Origin of the sequence: Jatrophihabitans sp. GAS493 (assembly GCF_900230215.1) — a bacterium.
Classification (GTDB): domain Bacteria; phylum Actinomycetota; class Actinomycetes; order Mycobacteriales; family Jatrophihabitantaceae; genus MT45.
In genome coordinates this window covers 4135427-4153793 of record NZ_LT907982.1, presented here as the reverse complement: position 1 = coordinate 4153793, position 18367 = coordinate 4135427, and the positions used below count along the sequence as shown (strand labels likewise).

20 protein-coding genes are annotated in these 18367 nt (G+C 66.5%); 12 read left to right on the top strand and 8 right to left on the bottom strand.

Going from position 1 to position 18367, the window contains the following annotated elements; all coding sequences use genetic code 11:
- Nucleotides 1–49 precede the first annotated feature (49 nt).
- The 3 genes from CPH63_RS19065 to CPH63_RS19055 are packed head-to-tail and all read left to right on the top strand — an operon-like array spanning nucleotide 50 to nucleotide 3824.
- Nucleotides 50–1207, top strand: a complete 1158-nt coding sequence (locus CPH63_RS19065) for an acetyl-CoA C-acetyltransferase (protein WP_096304354.1) — start codon at nucleotides 50–52, stop codon at nucleotides 1205–1207.
- Nucleotides 1204–2043, top strand: coding sequence for an enoyl-CoA hydratase/isomerase family protein (locus CPH63_RS19060; RefSeq protein WP_096304353.1), 840 nt, complete (start codon nucleotides 1204–1206; stop codon nucleotides 2041–2043). The genes CPH63_RS19065 and CPH63_RS19060 overlap by 4 nt, the downstream gene beginning before the upstream one ends.
- Complete coding sequence (locus CPH63_RS19055; RefSeq protein WP_096304352.1) at nucleotides 2040–3824, top strand: NAD(P)/FAD-dependent oxidoreductase; 1785 nt, start codon at nucleotides 2040–2042, stop codon at nucleotides 3822–3824. The genes CPH63_RS19060 and CPH63_RS19055 overlap by 4 nt, the downstream gene beginning before the upstream one ends.
- Before the next feature lie 45 nt (nucleotides 3825–3869).
- Here CPH63_RS19055 and CPH63_RS19050 read toward each other — a convergent pair whose 3' ends face one another.
- From CPH63_RS19050 to CPH63_RS19030, 5 genes are all read right to left on the bottom strand, one after another.
- Nucleotides 3870–4511, bottom strand: coding sequence for a helix-turn-helix domain-containing protein (locus CPH63_RS19050; protein WP_096304351.1), 642 nt, complete (start codon nucleotides 4509–4511; stop codon nucleotides 3870–3872).
- Between the two features lie 5 nt (nucleotides 4512–4516).
- Nucleotides 4517–4954, bottom strand: a complete 438-nt coding sequence (locus CPH63_RS19045) for a VOC family protein (RefSeq protein WP_096305289.1) — start codon at nucleotides 4952–4954, stop codon at nucleotides 4517–4519.
- A 79-nt stretch (nucleotides 4955–5033) separates the two neighbouring features.
- Nucleotides 5034–5588 (bottom strand): TIGR03086 family metal-binding protein, encoded by a 555-nt coding sequence (locus tag CPH63_RS19040; RefSeq protein WP_096304350.1) that lies wholly within the window; start codon nucleotides 5586–5588, stop codon nucleotides 5034–5036.
- A 36-nt stretch (nucleotides 5589–5624) separates the two neighbouring features.
- Nucleotides 5625–6071: a hypothetical protein gene (locus tag CPH63_RS19035; protein ID WP_096304349.1), complete on the bottom strand. Its 447-nt coding sequence runs from the start codon at nucleotides 6069–6071 to the stop codon at nucleotides 5625–5627.
- A 129-nt stretch (nucleotides 6072–6200) separates the two neighbouring features.
- Nucleotides 6201–6659 carry an ArsI/CadI family heavy metal resistance metalloenzyme gene (locus CPH63_RS19030; protein ID WP_096304348.1) on the bottom strand — a complete coding sequence of 153 codons (459 nt, stop codon included), beginning with the start codon at nucleotides 6657–6659 and terminating at the stop codon, nucleotides 6201–6203.
- A gap of 90 nt (nucleotides 6660–6749) precedes the next feature.
- Here CPH63_RS19030 and CPH63_RS19025 point away from each other — a divergent pair, with 90 nt between their 5' ends.
- From CPH63_RS19025 to CPH63_RS19010, 4 genes are all read left to right on the top strand, one after another.
- Nucleotides 6750–7109 (top strand): metalloregulator ArsR/SmtB family transcription factor, encoded by a 360-nt coding sequence (locus CPH63_RS19025; RefSeq protein ID WP_197704449.1) that lies wholly within the window; start codon nucleotides 6750–6752, stop codon nucleotides 7107–7109.
- On the top strand, nucleotides 7106–7834 hold the full coding sequence (locus tag CPH63_RS19020; RefSeq protein ID WP_096304347.1) for an aquaporin: 729 nt from the start codon (nucleotides 7106–7108) through the stop codon (nucleotides 7832–7834). The genes CPH63_RS19025 and CPH63_RS19020 overlap by 4 nt, the downstream gene beginning before the upstream one ends.
- Nucleotides 7831–8238, top strand: coding sequence for an arsenate reductase ArsC (locus CPH63_RS19015; RefSeq protein ID WP_096304346.1), 408 nt, complete (start codon nucleotides 7831–7833; stop codon nucleotides 8236–8238). Before CPH63_RS19020 ends, CPH63_RS19015 begins: the two co-directional genes overlap by 4 nt.
- A gap of 64 nt (nucleotides 8239–8302) precedes the next feature.
- A complete protein-coding gene (locus tag CPH63_RS19010; protein WP_096304345.1) occupies nucleotides 8303–8689 on the top strand; it encodes a DUF1622 domain-containing protein in 387 nt (128 codons plus the stop codon).
- On the opposite strand, the gene CPH63_RS19005 is transcribed toward CPH63_RS19010, so the two are convergent.
- The gene (locus CPH63_RS19005) at nucleotides 8650–9552 is read right to left on the bottom strand and encodes an HAD family phosphatase (protein ID WP_197704448.1); all 903 of its coding nucleotides are present in this window, start codon (nucleotides 9550–9552) and stop codon (nucleotides 8650–8652) included. The genes CPH63_RS19010 and CPH63_RS19005 overlap by 40 nt on opposite strands.
- Nucleotides 9553–9718: 166 nt before the next feature.
- Between CPH63_RS19005 and CPH63_RS19000 the strand changes: the two genes are divergently transcribed.
- The 5 genes from CPH63_RS19000 (at nucleotide 9719) to CPH63_RS18980 (ending at nucleotide 16360) form a co-directional block, all read left to right on the top strand.
- Nucleotides 9719–12076, top strand: a complete 2358-nt coding sequence (locus tag CPH63_RS19000) for an arylsulfatase (protein WP_096304344.1) — start codon at nucleotides 9719–9721, stop codon at nucleotides 12074–12076.
- 65 nt (nucleotides 12077–12141) lie between these two features.
- A complete protein-coding gene (locus CPH63_RS18995) occupies nucleotides 12142–12546 on the top strand; it encodes a universal stress protein (protein ID WP_096304343.1) in 405 nt (134 codons plus the stop codon).
- A 117-nt stretch (nucleotides 12547–12663) separates the two neighbouring features.
- Nucleotides 12664–12996, top strand: coding sequence for a YciI family protein (locus CPH63_RS18990; RefSeq protein WP_096304342.1), 333 nt, complete (start codon nucleotides 12664–12666; stop codon nucleotides 12994–12996).
- Nucleotides 12993–14294, top strand: coding sequence for an RNA polymerase sigma factor (locus tag CPH63_RS18985; protein WP_096304341.1), 1302 nt, complete (start codon nucleotides 12993–12995; stop codon nucleotides 14292–14294). Before CPH63_RS18990 ends, CPH63_RS18985 begins: the two co-directional genes overlap by 4 nt.
- Nucleotides 14295–14407: 113 nt before the next feature.
- Nucleotides 14408–16360, top strand: coding sequence for a PQQ-binding-like beta-propeller repeat protein (locus tag CPH63_RS18980; protein ID WP_096304340.1), 1953 nt, complete (start codon nucleotides 14408–14410; stop codon nucleotides 16358–16360).
- Here CPH63_RS18980 and CPH63_RS18975 read toward each other — a convergent pair.
- Nucleotides 16320–17483 (bottom strand): CaiB/BaiF CoA-transferase family protein, encoded by a 1164-nt coding sequence (locus CPH63_RS18975; RefSeq protein WP_096304339.1) that lies wholly within the window; start codon nucleotides 17481–17483, stop codon nucleotides 16320–16322. The two genes, CPH63_RS18980 and CPH63_RS18975, sit on opposite strands and share 41 nt — an antisense overlap.
- A 19-nt stretch (nucleotides 17484–17502) precedes the next feature.
- The gene (locus CPH63_RS18970; RefSeq protein WP_096304338.1) at nucleotides 17503–18366 is read right to left on the bottom strand and encodes a crotonase/enoyl-CoA hydratase family protein; all 864 of its coding nucleotides are present in this window, start codon (nucleotides 18364–18366) and stop codon (nucleotides 17503–17505) included.
- Nucleotide 18367: the final 1 nt, after the last annotated feature.

Below are 18367 nucleotides of genomic sequence, written 5' to 3'. Positions count from 1 at the left end.
TACCAAGCAAACGCTTGGTATGCTGTCAAAGATTGAAAGGGAGAAATCGGTGGCTGAGGCTTACATCGTCGAGAGCGTCCGGACCGCAGTGGGGCGTCGCCGTGGCGCGCTAGCCGAGGTGCACCCGGTTGACCTGGCGGCGTTCGCGCTGCGTGAGTTGATGGAACGTTCCGGGGTCGACCCGGCCGCCGTCGAGGACGTCATCATGGGTTGCCTGGACAACATCGGTCCGCAGGCCGGCTGCATCGCCCGCACGTCGTGGCTGGCGGCCGGACTCCCTGAGGGGACGCCGGGGGTGACGCTGGATCGGCAGTGCGGCTCGTCACAGCAGGCGGTGCACTTCGCCGCGCAGGCCGTGATGAGTGGCACCGCTGATTTGGTGGTGGCCGCCGGCGTGCAGAACATGTCGATGATTCCAATGGGATCGTCCGCGCTGGCCGGTGAGTCGCTCGGCCTTGGAACCGATTCGTTGGCCCGCTCGATTGGCTGGCACGACCGCTACGGCGACACTCCAGTCTCGCAGTTCCACGGGGCCGAGCAGATCGCCGCGCAGTGGGGGATCGGGCGCGAGGAGATGGAGGCTTACGCGCTGCGCAGCCACGAACGCGCTCTTGCCGCGATCGACGCCGGCAAGTTCAAAGAGGAGATTGCCCCCTTCGGTGACTTCGAGACCGATGAAGGACCGCGCCGGGGGAGCACTCCGGAGACCCTCGCCGCGCTCAAGCCGTTGAGCCCGGGTGGACGTCTCACCGCCGCCGTCTCCAGCCAGATCTCCGACGGTTCGGCCGCGATCCTCGTCGCCAGCGAGCGGGCAGTGAAGGAGCACAACCTGACTCCGCTGGCCCGTGTCCACCAAATGAGCGTCGTCGGCAGCGACCCGATCCTCATGCTCACCGGCCCGATTCCAGCCACCCACCGCGCGCTCGAGCGAAGCGGCCTGCGCCTGGACGAGATCGGCGTCTTCGAGGTGAACGAGGCATTCGCGTCGGTCGTCCTGGCCTGGCAGCGGGAGTTCGACGTCGACCCGGCCGACCTCAACCCGAACGGTGGGGCCATCGCCCTCGGGCACCCGATCGGCGCGAGCGGTGCTCGCATCATGACCTCGATGCTGCAGGAGATGCGTCGTCGCGGCGCCCGCTACGGCCTGCAGACGATGTGCGAGGGCGGCGGTCAGGCTAACGCCACCGTGCTGGAACTTCTGACATGAGGCCCGAGTTGCTGGCGGTGTCCCCGGTCGATGTCACGGCTGCGGTCCAGCTTCGATCCGGACCCGAACCCCGGGCCTGCACACTGTTGTTGGCCCGTCCGGAGCGCGGTAATGCGATCGACTCCGACTTCGCGGCGGCCCTGCTACAGGCCGCCCGTGGGGTGAGTGAGTTGGTGGCCGGCGGGGGCATCGACTGCGTGCTGATTGCGGCCGAGGGAAAGGCGTTCAGCGTCGGCGGCGATCTGCGTGACTTCCCGACCGACGGTGACCGCGCTGTGCCGCACATTCAGGCGATGGCCGCCGTGAGCCATGAGGCGATGGCGTTGCTGCTGGAGTTGCCGGTGCCGGTGATCGCGCAGGTTCAGGGCGTGGCGGCCGGTGCCGGTATCGGTCTGGCCGTCTTCGCCGATGTGGTGATCGCCTCGACGCATGCTCGCTTCAAGGCCGGCTACCCGGCCGTCGGGCTGAGCCCGGACTGCGCGACGACCTGGCTGCTGCCGCGTCTGGTCGGTGAGCGGCGGGCTATGGACCTGCTCCTGACCAACCGGAGCGTGGATGCGACCGAGGCTGAGCGCTGGGGACTGGTGTCGCGTGTAGTCGCCCCCGAGGAGCTGGAGGATGCGGCCCGACAGGCGGTGCGGGCCGCGCTGCAGGGTGGCCGCGACGCAGCGATCGAGACGAAGCGATTGCTGCGATCCGCGCCGCAGGACACCCTGCGGGCGCACATGGCCGACGAAGGCACGACGATCGCCCGGCTCGGGGGTACCCCGACCGCGGTGGCCGCACGAACCGCCTTCCTCGAGACGAGTCGACAGCAGGAACGGAGCCGGACATGACGACACTTGAACAGACGTCGCTGCACCCAGCAGAGATCTTCGCGCGCTGGGTCGCGGAACTGGGCGATGCCTTCGAGCGCGCCGACGCCGAAGCGGTCGCCGAGCTCGTCGACGCGGACGGATTTTGGAAAGATATCCTCACCTTTCATTGGGGATACCGCACCTTCTCCGGGCGAGACAGCATTGTCGAAGGACTGGTGACCTCAATCCCCACGGCTCGTCCGCGTAATTTTCGGGTCTCGCCGAACCGGCACGCGCCGCGCGTGGTGAAGCGCTCCTCCCGACCACTCATCGAGGCCTACTTCGACTTCGATACTGATCTGGGCAGCGCCACCGGCTTTGTCCGGCTGAACTACGACGCGGACGACCCGACCCCGCGGCGGGCCTGGATCGTGCTCACGACTCTGCAGTCTCTCTGGGGATTCGAGGAGCGTCTCGGGGCGCGCCGCCCGACGGGTGAGGAGTACTCGCACACATTCAACGGCGACAACTGGCTCGACATCCGGCAGCGCGAGCAGGCCTTCGCCGATCGTGATCCGCAGGTACTCGTCGTCGGCGGCGGCCAAGCCGGTCTGATGATCGCCGCTCGGCTGCGGCAGATGGGTGCCGACACGCTCGTCGTCGAGCGGCACGAGCGTGTGGGTGACAACTGGCGCGAGCGCTACCACTCGCTCACTCTGCATAACGAGACATGGGGAAACAGCCTTCCCTACGTCCCGTTCCCGGATACCTGGCCGACGTTTCTGCCCAAGGACAAGCTGGCCGACTGGCTCGAGTTCTACGCCGAGACGATGGAGCTGAACGTCTGGGCCGGTACCGAATTCGTTGGAGCCGAGCGCGATGAGAGCGCCGGTGTCTGGACGGCGACGGTGCGTCGGGGCGACGGTGCTGAGCGGGTCTTCACGGTGCCGCACATCGTCTTCGCCACCGGCGGCCACAGCGGAGTGCCTTATGTTCCCGAGGTAACCGGGCTGAATGAGTTCACCGGTACGGTGCTGCACTCCAGCCGGTTCACCGACGGGCGCGAGTACGCCGGCAAGCGGGCGATCGTCTTCGGCACCGGCAACTCCGGACATGACATCGCGCAGGATCTGCACGCCAACGGCGCCACGTCGGTGACGCTGATCCAGCGCAGCCCGACCTGTGTCGTGAGCCTCAAGCCGAGCGGCACGCTGGTCTACGCGATCTACTCCGAAGGGGTCGCGGCCGAGGACGTCGACCTGATCACGGCGGCGATTCCGTACGACGTTCTTCGTGACACTTACCAATGGCTCACGGCCCGTACCTGCACACTGGACCGGGAACTCATCGACGGACTCGAGGCGGCAGGCTTCCGCACCGACTATGAGCCGGATGGCACTGGCTTTCACATGCGATACCTGCGCCGTGGTGGTGGCTACTACATCAACGTCGGCTGCTCGGACCTGATCATCGACGGATCGATCACCGTCGAGCAGGGGTCTGAGGTCGACCGGATCGTGCCGGGTGGTCTTCTGCGCCTGGACGGGCGGGTCATCGAGGCCGACGTGCTGATCTTCGCGACCGGCTATGCCAACCAGCAGGAGGGGGTGCGCCGGCTGCTGGGTGACGAGGTGGCCGAGAAGGTCGGCCCGATCTGGGGCTTCGACGAGAACGGGACGATGGCCAACATGTGGCAGCGCACCGCTCAGCCGGGGTTCTGGGTGATGGGCGGCGCGTTGATGGAGGCCCGCTTCCAGTCGCGCTTCCTGGCCGTGCAGATCAAGGCTGAACTCGAAGGTCTGGCCCCGCCCCGGGAATGAGCGGACGCTTCTTCGGGAGCAATCTGCGGTGCGTCGCTACCTGGTTCAGGCGGCTAGGTGGAAGGTGTTGGCGAAGCGGTCAAGCAGCTCACCGCGGCCCCGCAGCACCTCGACGACGCCGGTCGCGATCGCCCGGTCGGGGGTGAGCTCGCCGGAGATAAGCCGGCGGACCCCCGGACCGGCGGCGAATGCGAGGTCGACCGGCCCGTCCCCGCGCGTCACAGCCAGCGCCGGACCGTCCACCCGGATGAGCAGCTCAGCGGGACCGAAGTGCGCTGCGTAGGCGGTTGCGGGCAGCGCCGCCGCCACCTGCGGCCGGAACGCGGTGCGCAGCGCCATGGTCATCGAGTCGGGGGTGACGACCTGCTCCTCCCTCGGCTCGCCCATCGCCTTGAAACCCCAGGCTCCGAGCGCGAGCACGAGGGGTTCCAGCTCCTGGCCATAGGGCGTCAACTCGTAGATGATGACGCGTGATCGTGGCGCCCGGCGGATGACACCAGCCGCCTGCAGCTCCTTCAGCCGGGCGGCCAGGATGTTGGTGGGGATGCGGGGGAGCCCCGCCGCCAGTTCACCGTAGCGGCGGGGTCCGACGAGCAGATCGCGGATGATCAGCAGCGCCCAGCGCTCCCCGACAAGCTCCAAGGCCCGCGTGACGCCGCAGTACTGCCCATAGTCGCGGGCGGCCATCGGCCTCAGGCCTGCTGCTGCGCCATGTACGCCTCAGGTCCCTTCTCGGCGGCCACCGGATCCATGTAGCCGAACTCGAGGATGTTGCCGTCAGGATCGGTCAGCTGCCGCTGGTACATGAAGCCATAGTCCGAAGCCGGCTGCGCCTCGGTGCCACCGGCGGCGAGGCCGGCGGCCACGGCCACGTCGACCTCCTCGCGGCTGTCGACAAAGATTGCCGTGGCCGAGATCGGTGACTTCGCCGGGTCGCCGAGGGGCAGATCGGTGAAGGTCTGGAAGAACTCGCGAAGCAGGATCATGAAGTAACTGTGGTCATCCTCGACCACGACGCAGGCCGCGTTGTGATCGGTGAATTGCGGGTTGATGGTGAAGCCGACGGCTGTGTAGAACGCCTTGGCGCGATCTAGGTCGGTCACCGGCAAATTGACGAACATCTTGGGCATCATGTCTCCCTTGGTGGAGTGAAGCGTGTGGGCTACCCCCACGCTTGCAAAAAGCAAGTGCCATGTCAAGGCCTCCGCGCTACGGGCGTCGCCCGAACCAGTCGAGGAGTCGGCTCTGCTGTGATGCCTCCGCCGGCACGGTGCCGCTCGGGCCCGAGCCGTATGCGCCGTAGGCGAGCATGCCGTCCAGGTGGGGTTGCACAAGCTCCGCCAATGCAGCAACGATTTGCGGGTCGAGTGTCTCGTCCAGACGTGCGGCGCGAAGCAGATCCCACGCATGGACCACGAGGTCAACGAGACGGAATCGCAGAAAGGCGACGGCCGGGACGTCACCCTTCGGCCCCGCGACCAGTTGCCCTGCTGGGACGCCGGCGAATGCTCGGAGCTGCGCCTGCGCCGACTCGACGACCGCCCCGACCGGGTCTGCGCCGAGTTGATCACCGGCGAGCCTGGCTTGAGCCTCGCCGCGGGGGACGCCGGCCAGAAGCAGCACGGTGAAACGGTTGCCAACTACAACGTGCTCAACCAATTCGCGCACTGACATCTGCACGGGCGTCGACCATTCCCAGCAATTCACGGGCAGTTGCCGCACGACCCGTTCGAACTCAGCCGACGCCGATTCAAGTAGCTCCACGCAGCCAGGCTAGCGCCGTCGAACGGATCGACAGCGTTAAGCGGCGGTCGTATTCAGGGCGGCCACGATGTCCTCGATCGCCGCCTGCTCCAGCTTGCTCACGTCCTGGTCGTCTTCGCGGTGGGCTGCCGCGACCATGTGGGTCAGGGTGACGATGAACTGGCGGTACTCCTCGACCTCGGCCGGTGTGGCCTTCCGGGCGAGCACCTCGACTGACTCCCGCACATGCTGCAGCGTGTGCTCCTTGAGCTCGTCGGGTGAGTGAAAGTGAGTGTGGTCCCGCTTGGGTTTGGCCGAGACGATCTCATCGAGTAGCTCACTCTGCCCGTGCTGCTCGCGCGTCTGTGCGTAGGCCTTGGCCATCGCGATCGTCTCGCGGAACATCCCCCCGCGTTGGGCCGCCACGACGAGCAGGCCGGCACTCGGTGGCGCCTCCAGGATGAGCCGCCACTCCTCGGGTGAGAAATCAGACTTCGACGTCATCGCGCTCCCATCGGTGCTGCATTGGCTGACTGTTCTCGCGTCAGCGTAGCGATCGCTTCGAAGAGTGCCGACTCTGGCCGAGTCGCCGACCGGTGCTCACCGGCCGCTGACTCGATCCAGACGCGTGTGCTAGCAGCAGCTGACGGCGGATGCGGCCGGCTCGGCACCGACTTCGGCCTCGCAGCAGATCGCCCCATCGGGCTGTTCGGCCGCGAAGGTTTCGGAGTCAGCCAGGACGGTGTAGATCTCCCAACGTTCGCCGTTGGGTGCACCTTCGACCCAGAACTTGTCCTGCTTGGCGTAGCAGCAGGTGGTGCCCCGCTCGTCGATCGACGCCAGCCCGGATTCGGCCAGGCGGCTCTGTTCGGCGTCCACGGTGTCGACGTCAGCGACCTCGACCCCCAGATGGTTGATGCTTCCACCCTGACCCGGGTTCTCCATGAGGATCAACTTCAGTGGCGGCTCAGTCACCGCGAAGTTGGCGTAGCCGGGTTTCGTCTTGGTCGGTTCGGTGTTGAACAACCGGCTGTAGAAGCTGATCGCTTCGTCAAGGTTGTCGACGTTGAGAGCGAGTTGGACGCGGGACATGAGACCTCCAGAGCTAAGACATCGATGGCTATCGATGTATTGGACGAGGCCAAGATTGCCTGACGCATCGACATCTGTCAATATAGATGCGTGTCGAAGTCATTGGTGGTCCTGAACCCGGTCGAGACGGTGGCCTGCTGCTCGCCGCTGTCGCGGGAACCCTTGTCGCAACCGCAGGCCGAACAGGTCGCGCCGCTGCTGAAGGCGCTCGCTGACCCGGTGCGCTTGCGGTTGATGTCGCTGGTTGCCTCCCACGAAGGGGGCGAGGCCTGCGTCTGCGACCTCAACGACGCCTTCGATCTGTCCCAGCCGACCATCAGCCATCACCTGAAGGTGCTGCACGAGGTCGGGTTGCTGGAGCGGGAGAAGCGCGGCGTCTGGGTGTACTACCGCGCACGCACTGACGCGCTGGCGAATCTCGGCGCCCTGATCGGTGACCCCTCGGCATGACCGACCTGGCCCGGCGCGCATTGGCCGAGTTCGTCGGAACCGCGTTTCTCGTCGCCGCCGTCATCGGCTCCGGCATCGCCGCAACCCGGCTCTCGCCGCATGATGTCGGCCTGCAATTGCTGGAGAACAGCATCGTCACCGGGGCCGCGCTGGTCGCGCTGATACTCGCGCTGCAGCCGGTCTCGGCCGCGTTCAACCCCGTCGTGACGATGGTCGAGCGCGCCCTGGGAGCGGTATCGACACGCGACGCGGCTGTGCTCATCGCGGCCCAGTTCACCGGCGGGTTCGTCGGTGCCGTCCTGGCCAATCTCATGTTCGACCTGTCGGCCGTGAGCATCTCCACCCATCATCGTCAGGGTGGTGGTGTGCTGCTGGGTGAGGTGGTGGCGACGCTCGGACTGCTGGTCGTCATCTTCGGCACCCTCCGCGCCGGCCGCTCAGACCGGGTGGCCTTCGCCGTCGGCGGCTACATCCTGGCGGCGTACTGGTTCACCAGCTCCACCTCCTTCGCCAACCCCGCGGTCACCGTCGCCCGGATGTTCTCCGATACGTTCGCCGGCATCGCACCGTCCTCGGTCGCCGCGTTCGTTGCCATGCAGCTGGTCGGCGGGCTGCTGGGGTACGTGCTCGTACGTGGTCTCTACCCATCCGCGTCAGCCATCGCCGCCACCACCACCATGACCACCGCCGCCGTCACCACGCCAACGGAGAATGCTCGCCCATGACCAACAAACCCACCGTACTTTTCGTCTGCGTGCACAACGCCGGCCGCTCGCAGATGGCTGCCGGCTGGCTGAGAGACCTCGCCGGCGACCAGATCGAGATCCGCTCGGCTGGTTCCCAGCCGGCCGCTCAGATCAATCCGACGGCCGTCCAGGCGATGCGCGAGGTCGGCATCGACATCGGCACCGAGGTGCCGAAGATCCTGACCACCGACTCCGTCGTTTCAGCCGATGTGGTCGTGACTATGGGCTGCGGCGACACCTGCCCGTATTTCCCGGGTAAACGTTACGAAGACTGGCAGCTCACCGACCCGGCCGGCCAAGACATCGAAGTGGTTCGAGGCGTCCGCGATGAGATCAAGACACGGGTCATCGCGCTGATCAGCGAACTCCTCCCCGCCGGCTGAGGCTTGCGGCTAGGGTTACCAGATCAATCGCGGCGACGGTCTACGAATCGGTGGATGACTGAATATGACGTTCACGGAAGTTATCGAAGACGTCGGAAAGATTGTGGACGGCGCTGGAGTCACGGTCACCGTCATCGGTCTGATCGTGGCCACTGCCAACGCGGCCCGCCGCACGCTCAACCGCGCACCCGACGTCTATCGGGGTTTCCGGCGCGAGCTGGGGCGCTCGATTCTGCTCGGGTTGGAGCTGCTGGTGGCCGCGGACATCATCCGCACGGTCGCCGTCACCCCGACGATGGAGAGCGTCGCCGTGCTGGCCGCCATCGTGCTGATCCGAACCTTCCTCAGCTTCTCCCTCGAACTCGAGATCACCGGCCGCTGGCCATGGCAGAAGCCCGACCCGGGCCCGACTCAGGCGCGCACCGGTGCCGAGGTCGCCACCGGTGGGTGAACGGTGAGCCAGTCCCGCGCCATGTCGACAAGCGTCCAGCCATCAGCCGTCGCAGCTGCGTAGAGCTCGGCCGTGCCGCTACCCAATATCGGGTCCCGATCGTAGTTGTATTCACGTTCGGCATCGGTGTGCTGGATGACCAACTGCAGGGTGCGCCCGGGGTGCGCTGCCGACCACTGCAGCATGGCCAGGTCACCGTCGGTGTTGCCGGCGGCCAGGATGGGGCGCTGTCCCACGTGACGGTGGATCGAACTCGGTTTCTGCGCGCCGTCGTTAACGATCTGGACACCCTTCTTGACCAGTTCCGGACCGTTGGCTCCCGTCCGCAGCTCAGTCTCGCCGACGCTGCCGATCACGCGATGCGGCGGAATGCCATAGACGTCGGTGGCCCAGGCACGCATGAAATCGGTGCCGCCACCGGAGAAGATCCAGCACGAGAAGTCGTTCTCGGCGAGGAAGGAGAGCAGTTCGAGCATCGGCTGGTAGACCAGTTCGGGGTAGTGCCGGCCGAATCGCGGGTCCGTCGCCGACGCCAACCAGCGCCGGCAGGCCTCGTCGAACTCGTCGGTCGTCATGCCGGTGTGGCTCAGGGTCAGCAGCTGCATCAACGCGGGCATGCCACCCTGGTGCAACTCCTGCAGCGTCGTCGGGTGGCCCAGCTCGGCCGCTCGATCCAGGGCGTACATCAGCTGTGCGTAGACCGGCTGTTCGGTCCACAGTGTGCCGTCGTTGTCGAAGACCGCGACCCGGTCCGGCGGTGACAGGTAGTCGGGAGAGGTCGGGTCGGTGATCGCGGCGACGAAGTCGAACACCGCCTGCTTGGCCGGTGACTCACGCCAATTGGCTAATGATTTCTCATTCATCTGGCGTTTCTCTCCGCTCGTCCTTATCATTTTCGTGGCCTCGGTGAGGTCGCTACTGATCCTGACAGGCCCGCCTCGCCGCCGCCTCATCCTGCTTAGGTGATGCTCCGTGAGGACAGTGCGGGAGACGATGGCCTGGGCCACCGTAGGCCCCTGAGGAGCGAACATAGTGAAGTCATTCGGTGGCGTGGTCAATGTCGATATCCGTGATTCGGTGGAGGACTGGTCCCCCTTCGAACCGCCGAAGGCACCGGAGAACGCGCCGAGCGTGGTGTACATCGTGCTCGATGACGTGGGCTTCTCGGCGATGTCCTGTTACGGCGGCCCGATCGACACCCCGAATATCGACAAGATCGCGCAAGACGGTGTCCGGTACACCCAGTGGCATACCACCGCGCTCTGTTCGCCGACCCGATCCTGCCTGCTGACCGGGCGCAACCACACCCGCAACAGCATGGCGTGCATCACCGAGGGCGCGAGCGGCTTCGCCAACGCGAGCGGCACCATCCCACCGGAGAACGGGATGCTGCCGGAGATTCTCGGCGAGCAGGGCTGGAACACCTACATGGTCGGCAAGTGGCACCTGTGCCCGACGGTGGAGATGAACCTCGCCTCGACTCGACGGAACTGGCCGACCGGCCGCGGCTTCGAGCGCTGGTACGGCTTTCTCGGTGCCGAGACGAGCCAGTGGTATCCCGAGCTGACCTACGACAATCACCCGGTCGACCAGCCCAAGACTCCCGAAGAGGGCTACCACTTCGGCGAGGACATCACCGACAAGGCGATCGAGTTCATCATGGACTCGAAGGCGGTCGCACCCGACAAGCCGTTCCTGCTGTATTACGCGCCTGGTGCCTGTCATGCTCCGCACCACGCGCCCACGGAGTGGATCGAGAAGTACAAGGGCCAGTTCGACATGGGGTACGAGGTAATGCGTGAGCAGACCCTGGCCCGCCAGAAGGAGATGGGGATCGTCCCCGCCGATACCGAGTTGCCGCCGATCAACCCGCTCGGAACTTCCGAGACACGCTCGGGTCCGGACGGCCAGCCCTTCCCGCCCCTGGATGTGACCAAGCCCTGGAATGATCTCAGCGAAGACGAGAAGCGACTCTTCGCCCGGATGGCTGAGGTCTATGCCGGCTTCCTGGCTCACGCCGATCATCAGATCGGGCGACTGCTGGAGTATCTGGAGAAGACCGGACAGCGTGAGAACACGATGGTCATCGTGGTATCCGACAATGGCGCCAGCGGCGAGGGTGGTCCCGACGGGTCGGTCAACGAGATGAAGTTCATGAACGGCATCCCCGACGACATCACGGCAAACCTGGCCATGCTCGACGACCTGGGGGGCCCGAAGACCTACAACCACTACCCGAACGGTTGGGCAATGGCCTTCAACACCCCGTTCAAGATGTGGAAGCGGTACGAGTTCAACGGCGGGACCTCCGACCCGTGCGTCATCTCCTGGCCGGCCGGATCACCGGCCCGCGGCGAGATCAGAACCCAGTATCACCACGCAATCGACATCATGCCGACGATCCTCGACGTCCTGGGGGTCACGCCGCCGCAGACGATCAAGGGACACGCACAGAGTCACTTCGACGGCGTCAGCATGCGGTACAGCTTCGACGACGCGCAGGCGGCCGGAGCGAGGAAGACGCAGTTCTATTCGATGCTCGGGTCCCGCGGAATCTGGCACGAGGGGTGGAAGGCGATCACCACGCATCCGACGCTCGCCGGCTGGAGCAACTTCAACGACGACGTCTGGGAGCTCTACCACACCGAGGTCGACCGCTCCGAGTCACATAATCTCGCCGAGGAAATGCCCGACAAACTCAAGGAGATGGTGAACCTCTGGTACGCGCAGGCGGGAGCCAACGAAGGGTTCCCGCTGGATGATCGGTCGGCCCTGGAGATCTTCATCTCGCCCCGGCCGCAACTCTCGGCTCCCCGGACGCGGTATGCGTACTTCCCGAACCACGCTGAGGTGCCGGAGGCGCAGGCGGTCGTGGTGCGCGGCCGCTCCTTCACCATCGGGGCGGTGGTTGACCTGCTAGAGGTCGGGGCGCAGGGCGTGCTCTTCTCCCAAGGTTCCCGATTCGGGGGGCATACCTTGTATGTGAAGGAGAATCGGCTCCACTACGTGAATAGCTTCGTCGGCATGTTCGAGCAGATGATCGTGGCCACCGAGGATCTACCGACCGGTACCGATCTGATTCTCTCGGCCTCGTTCGAGAAGGACGGCGAGGATCCTCCTCCGGTCGCGACCGGCATACTCTCCCTTTTCTACGGCGACAAGAAGGTCGGGGAGGGGCGGATCAAGACCCAACCCGGCGGCTACATGATCGCCGGCGAGGGGCTGGCGATCGGCCGCGACGTCGGCGATCCGGTCACCCTGGACTACCCCGGCGAGCGCCCATACCGCTTCACCGGAGGCACGATCCAGCGCGTCGTCGTCGACGTCTCGGGAGAGCCTTACATCGACCTCGAACGTGAGGCTCAGGCAATGCTCATGCGCGAATAGCGTTGACGCTCGCCGGAGGGCTACGGTCGACTTGACCAGATCATTCGCATACGCGGAGGCCATAGATGAGTGTCCTAGTCAGCTACATCCCGACGCCTGAGGGGTGGGCCGCGTACCAGCTCGGGCTCGAGGAAGCCAAGCTGCGCGGCACGTCGCTCGTCGTGGTCAATGTCCGCACCGGCAACAACGCGGCCTCCGTCACCTCGGCCGATGAGAAGGATCTCGACGACGTGCGGAGCGGGCTGGTAGCCGAGGGAATCCCGCATGAGATTGTCCAGGTGGTGGACGCCGTCAATGCCGCCGACGCCATCTTGAAGATCGCTTCCGAGCGCCAGACGGACCTCATCGTCGTCGGACTACGTCGACGATCACCGGTACGGATGGCGCTACTGGGCAGCAATGCGCAGCAGATCATCCTCGCGGCCGAATGCCCGGTCCTATCCGTGCGCCCAGCGGCGAGCACGGGCTGACCGCGACCCGTTTCTGGAACGAGTTCCGAGGCCGGTGTCGGATTGAGCCGGTTGCGTTCGTAGAAGGGGTGAACGGGCGCCAATGGCGCGTCCCAGACCACAGGAGATGACCTTCAGATGCAATACCTGATTTCCGTGATCCACGATCAGATCCCCGGATTGGCCGACGAGACCGAGATGGCCGCCATCGACGCCTTCAACGACCGGATGATGGCCGAGGGCTACTGGGTCTTCGCCGGCGGCCTGGCCGCACCCAGCACGGCTACCGTCATCGACAACCGCAACGGAGAAGCGATCTTCACCGACGGGCCATTCGTGGAGTCGAAGGAGTACCTCGCCGGCTTCTGGATCTTCGAGGCCCCAGACCTGGACGTGGCGCTCAAGCTCGCCACCGAAGGGTCGAAGCACTGCAATCGAAAGGTCGAGGTGCGGCCGTTCGTGAGCCTGTGAGCCAGAGCGACGCGGACGAGGCGATCACCCGGGCTCACCACGAGGAGTGGGCCCGGGTGGTGGCCGCGCTGACGAGGCACTTCGGTGACCTCGACGTCGCTGAGGAGGCGGCGGCCGAGGCGTTCGCGATCGCGGTGCAGCGGTGGCCATCCGACGGGGTACCGCCGAACCCCGGCGCGTGGCTGACCACCACCGCCAACCGCCGCGCCATAGACCGCATCCGACGGGAGAAGAAGCGGGGGGAGAAGCAGCAGGAGGCGCAGATGTCCTACTACTACGAGCCGCCCGAGCCGCCCGAGCCGCTCGGCGCCATCGAGGACGAGCGGCTTCGACTGATCTTCACCTGCTGCCACCCCGCGCTGGCGCTGCAGACCCGGGTCGCGCTGACGCTACGCATGGTCGGCGGTCTCACCGTCGCCGAGATCGCCCGCGCCTTCCTGGTGCAGGAGAGCACCGTGGGGCAGCGGATCACCCGCGCCAAGGCCAAGATCAAGGCCGCCCGCATTCCCTATCGGCTGCCGTCGGCCGAGGATCTCCCGGGCCGCGTCGGCGGAGTACTCACCGTCCTCTATCTCGTCTTCAACGAGGGATACCTGGCGACGGGCCCTGACAGCGATCCGGTACGTCACGACCTCACCACCGAGGCGATCAGGCTGACCCGGCTGCTGCGCAGCCTCCGGCCGGAGGATGGAGAGGTGGCCGGCCTGCTGGCGTTGATGCTGCTGACCGACGCCCGGCGCACGGCCCGGATCTCAGCGAGCGGGGAACTGGTGACCCTCGGTGAGCAGGACCGTGCCAGCTGGGATCCGGCACTGATCGCTGAGGGTCATGCCCTGGTGCGGGAGCGACTCGCGGCCAGTGCCGCCGGGCAGGCGGCGGGGCGCTACCAGATCCTCGCGGCCATCAACGCGGTGCACACCTCGGCCCGGCAAGCTCAGACGACCGATTGGTCGCAGGTCGTGGCCCTCTACGACCAGTTGCTGCGCATCGATCCCTCGCCGATCGTCGCCCTCAACCGGGCCATCGCCGTTGCTGAACTCGATGGTCCAGAGGTGGCGCTGGCCGCCGTCGATCGCCTCGGCGGCGAGTTGGCCGGCTACCACGCCTACCACGCGACCCGGGCCGATCTGCTGCGGCGACTGGAGCGCCGTGAGCAGGCGCGGGAGGCCTACGACAGCGCCATTGCGCTTGCCGGCAATACTGCTGAGACCGCCTTCCTGACCCGCCGCCGCGACCAGCTGGGGTGGGGCCGCGACCAGCTGGGGTGGGGCGCCGACCAGCCGCCGGCCGCCCTTTGACATACTCCGCCCACAGACGATTCCTAGGCCCTGCGCTGTTCAATCCGTCGGCAACGAGGCTGATTGATTGCGCATAAATTACGTCGCGCAGGCCGTCGTATTGGGGGCTTGCCATGAGCACGGTGCCGAGAAGCTTCAACCGGATCGCCGCCGTGGTGCTGGCGACCGCCGTCGTAGTAGCCGGTTCGATCGTCGCAGCCGTCCCGGCGGCGGCGGCGACCTCGATGACGATCAGTTCGGTGTCGCCGGCCAAGACCTCGGCCGGGAAGTCCATCACCATCAACGGCACCGGCCTGAGCAAGGTATCCCAGGTCCAGATCCACGCGACCAAGCTCAGTTACAAGGTCGTCTCGGCCACTCAGCTCACGGCCGTAGTTCCGGCCGGGGCGACCACCGGAGTGGTCACCGCCGTCGCGCCGGATGCGAAGGCCACCAGCACGCAGGCGCTGGTCGTGGCCGCGACCGTCACCTCCATCTCGCCGACGTCGGGTGGGCTGGGCACCGTGGTGACGGTGAACGGAACCGGATTCACCGCACCGGCGACGGTCTCCTTCCATGGTGTGGTCGCCACCGCCACGGTGGTCTCGGCGACGAAATTGACGGTGCCGGTTCCCGTCGGCGCCAGCACCGGTGCGGTGAGCGTGACCTCCTCCGGTTCGACCGTCAGCGCCGGGACCTTCACGGTGACCACGAGCGTCGTGCTGAGCGCGGCCAGCGGGTCGCCGACCACCACAGTGACCGTCTCCGGGGCCGGCTTCGGCGCCAACGAACTCGTCGACCTCTACTTCGGATTGACCGACCAGGTGTTGGTCTCCACCAACTCCACTGGCAACTTCAATTACGCCAGCCTGGTCATCCCGGCTTCAGCCCAGCCGGGAACGAGTTGGATCAGCGCGGAGGGACGCCACAGTGGCCTCGGGGCGCAGGTGTCGTTCGTGGTCCGCACGAGTTGGACGCAACTCGGGTTCAAGGCCAGTGGCGGCCGGTACAACCCTTATGAAAACACGCTTAATACTTCGAATGTGGGCGGCATCGGGCAGGCCTGGGCCTACTCGCCGGGCTCGGCGATCTCGAGTTCGGTGACGGTCTACGGCGGGAACGCCTACATCCTGTCAGCATCGAACGGTCTCTCCGCGGTCGACGCCACGACCGGTGCGCTGAAGTGGAAGTACGCCGCGGCCGGGGGCGGATACAGCACTCCAAATGCCACCAAGGGCGTCATCTACGTCGGCTCCGCCGCCGGCACGGTCTACGCCGTGAACTCCACCTCCGGCGCACTTCTGTGGAGCCGTTCGGTCGGCACCGGTCTCTCCTCGTCCCCGGTGGTCGTCAACGGGATCCTCTACATCGGCTCCTACGACGGCAGTGTCTACGCGCTGAACGCGACGACTGGGGCCGTGGTCTGGAGCTACGCGACCGGCGGGGCGATCTACTCCTCCCCGATGGTCTCCAACGGCATCCTCTACGTCGGCTCGAACGATGATTACGTCTACGCCCTCGACGCGACGTCCGGGGCCCTGGACTGGCGCTACCTCACCGGCGGCATCGTCGAGGGCGTGCCGGCTGTGGTCAACGGAGTCGTCTACGTCGGTTCCGACGACTCGAAGGTATATGCGTTGAATGCGGTCAGCGGTGCCGTGGTGTGGACGAACGCGCTCGGCGCCACCGTCTACGGCTCAGCGGCGGTCGCCAACGGTCTGGTCTACGTCGGAGCCAGTAACAGCCACATCTACGCGCTTCGGGCCAGCACCGGAACGATCGTCTGGGATGCCACCACCAGCGGGTTGGTCGGGGCGTCGGTCACGGTCGCGCACGGTGTCGTCTACGGGGCCAACTACTCCGACCAGCTCTATGCCCTCGACGCCTCCTACGGCGGAGTTCTCTGGACCTACACCGCGGGTGGCACGTTCTTCTTCGCCGCACCGACCGTGGTCAACGGCAGCGTCTACATCGGCTCCGGGGACGGACGGGTGCGCGCCTTCACTCTGGCCGGTGGGATGAGCGGGGATGCCCGGCCGGTCGCGCTCAGCCAGCTCCGACCGAACCGTTCGCTGCAGCAACGGTAGCTTCGGCCACCACGTTCGGCGGGGTGCGCCCCAGCCACTGCGTGATCACCTCGGCGGTCTGCGCACCCGACTCCGGGGCCAGGGTGGGACGGCCGGCCGGCGTCCGGGAGAAGCGCGGCGCGGGCGCCGGCTGCACGATCCCGCCCAGTTCGATGAAGGCTTCCCGCGCAGCGAGTTGTGGATGCTGCGGCGCTTCGGCGAAGTCGAGGACTGGCGTTACGCAGCCGTCGGTGCCGGCGAAGACGGTCGCCCATTCGTCGCGTGGACGGGTCGCGATGGTGCGGGTCAGGGTGCTCCGCAGCTCGGGCCACCCCTCGCGATCAGTGTGGTCGTAGCTCTCCTCATAGGGAAGTTCCAGACCGGTGCAGAGGATTCGGAAGAAGGCCGGCTCAATGGCTCCGACCGCGAGGTACTTGCCGTCAGCGCATTCGTAGGTGTCGTAGAAGGGGGCCCCGCCGTCGAGGAGGTTGACCCCCCGCTCATCCGACCAGGCGCCGACTCCCCGGTAGGTCCAGATCATCTGCGCCAGCAGGCCGGCGCCGTCGGTCATCGCCACGTCGACGACCTGCCCCTGGCCGGAGTGACCTCGCTCGAAGATGGCGGCAAGGATGCCGACCAGAGCCAGCATCGAACCGCCGCCGAAGTCGGCAACCAGGTTCAGCGGAGGCACTGGTCGCCCATCGCGGCGCCCGATCGCCTGAAGATTTCCGGTGAGCGAGAGGTAGTTGATGTCGTGACCGGCCCGCTGGGCCAGCGGGCCCTGTTGACCCCAGCCGGTGACCCGGGCGTAGATGAGCCCTGAATTTCGGGCGTGGCACTCCTGCGGCCCGACTCCGAGGCGTTCGGCCACTCCCGGGCGGTACCCCTCGATGAGTACGTCGGCCACCGCGGCCAGCTCCAGCAGAGTCTCGCGATCGCGTTCCTGCTTGAGATCGAGGGCGACCGAGCGGCGTCCCCGCAGCATCGGATCGGGGACGCCGACCGGAATCGGGTACGGGTCGGTGCCGGGCCGGTCGATGCGCACGACGTCGGCTCCGAGATCGGCAAGCACCATCGCCGCGTGCGGGCCCGGTCCGATGCTGCCCAGTTCCACCACTCGAAGTCCGGCCAGGGGACCGGTCATATCACTACTCCGGCCCGACTCAAAGGAACTCGGGATCGGGAATCTTGCGCCACGCCTGGAAGTACTCCGGCAGGTCCGTCGAGACGCTCATCGGGAACTCGGCTGGGCGCTTCTGCAGGAAGGACGAGACGCCCTCGGCGGCATCGGGCTCACGTCCGAGGGAGAAGATGCCGCGTGAGTCCAGTTCGTGGGCATACGACGGCGTGCTCGCCCCCAGCATGCGCCAGAGCATCCGGCGCGAGATCGCCACCGCTACCGGGGAACTGGCGTCGGTGAGCTCGTGGGCCAGCGCGTAGGCCGCCGGAAGGAGCTCGTCGACCGGGTGCACGCTGCGCACCAGGCCGGCCCGCAGTGCCTCGTCGGCATCCATGATCCGGCCACTGTAGATCCACTCGGCGGCCCGACTTATGCCCACAATCTTCGGCAGAAACCAGCTCGAGCAGGCCTCGGGGACGAGTCCGCGACGGGTGAAGACGAACCCGATCCGGGCCGTCTCGGAGGCCAGCCGGATATCCATCGGCAGGGTCGAGCTGATGCCGATACCCACCGCCGGCCCGTTGATGGCTGCGATGAGCGGTTTGGTGCTCTCGTAGAAGCGACGCGCCAGGGTGCCGCCGTAGTCGGCGTCGCGCTCCATCGAGAACTCCGCGGTGTCGTGTTCGAAGATTTCGGTGCCGCCGGCGAGGTCGGCTCCGGCGCAGTAGGCGCGACCGGCGCCGGTGAAGACCACCGCGCGGACGTCGTCGTCGGCGTCGATGCGATCCATCGCGGCCATGATCTCGTCGCCCATTTCGAAGATGAAGGCATTCAGCCGCTCTGGGCGGTTCAGCGTGACCGTCGCTATGTGGTCGGTGACCTCATAGCGGATGTGTTGATAGGTCACC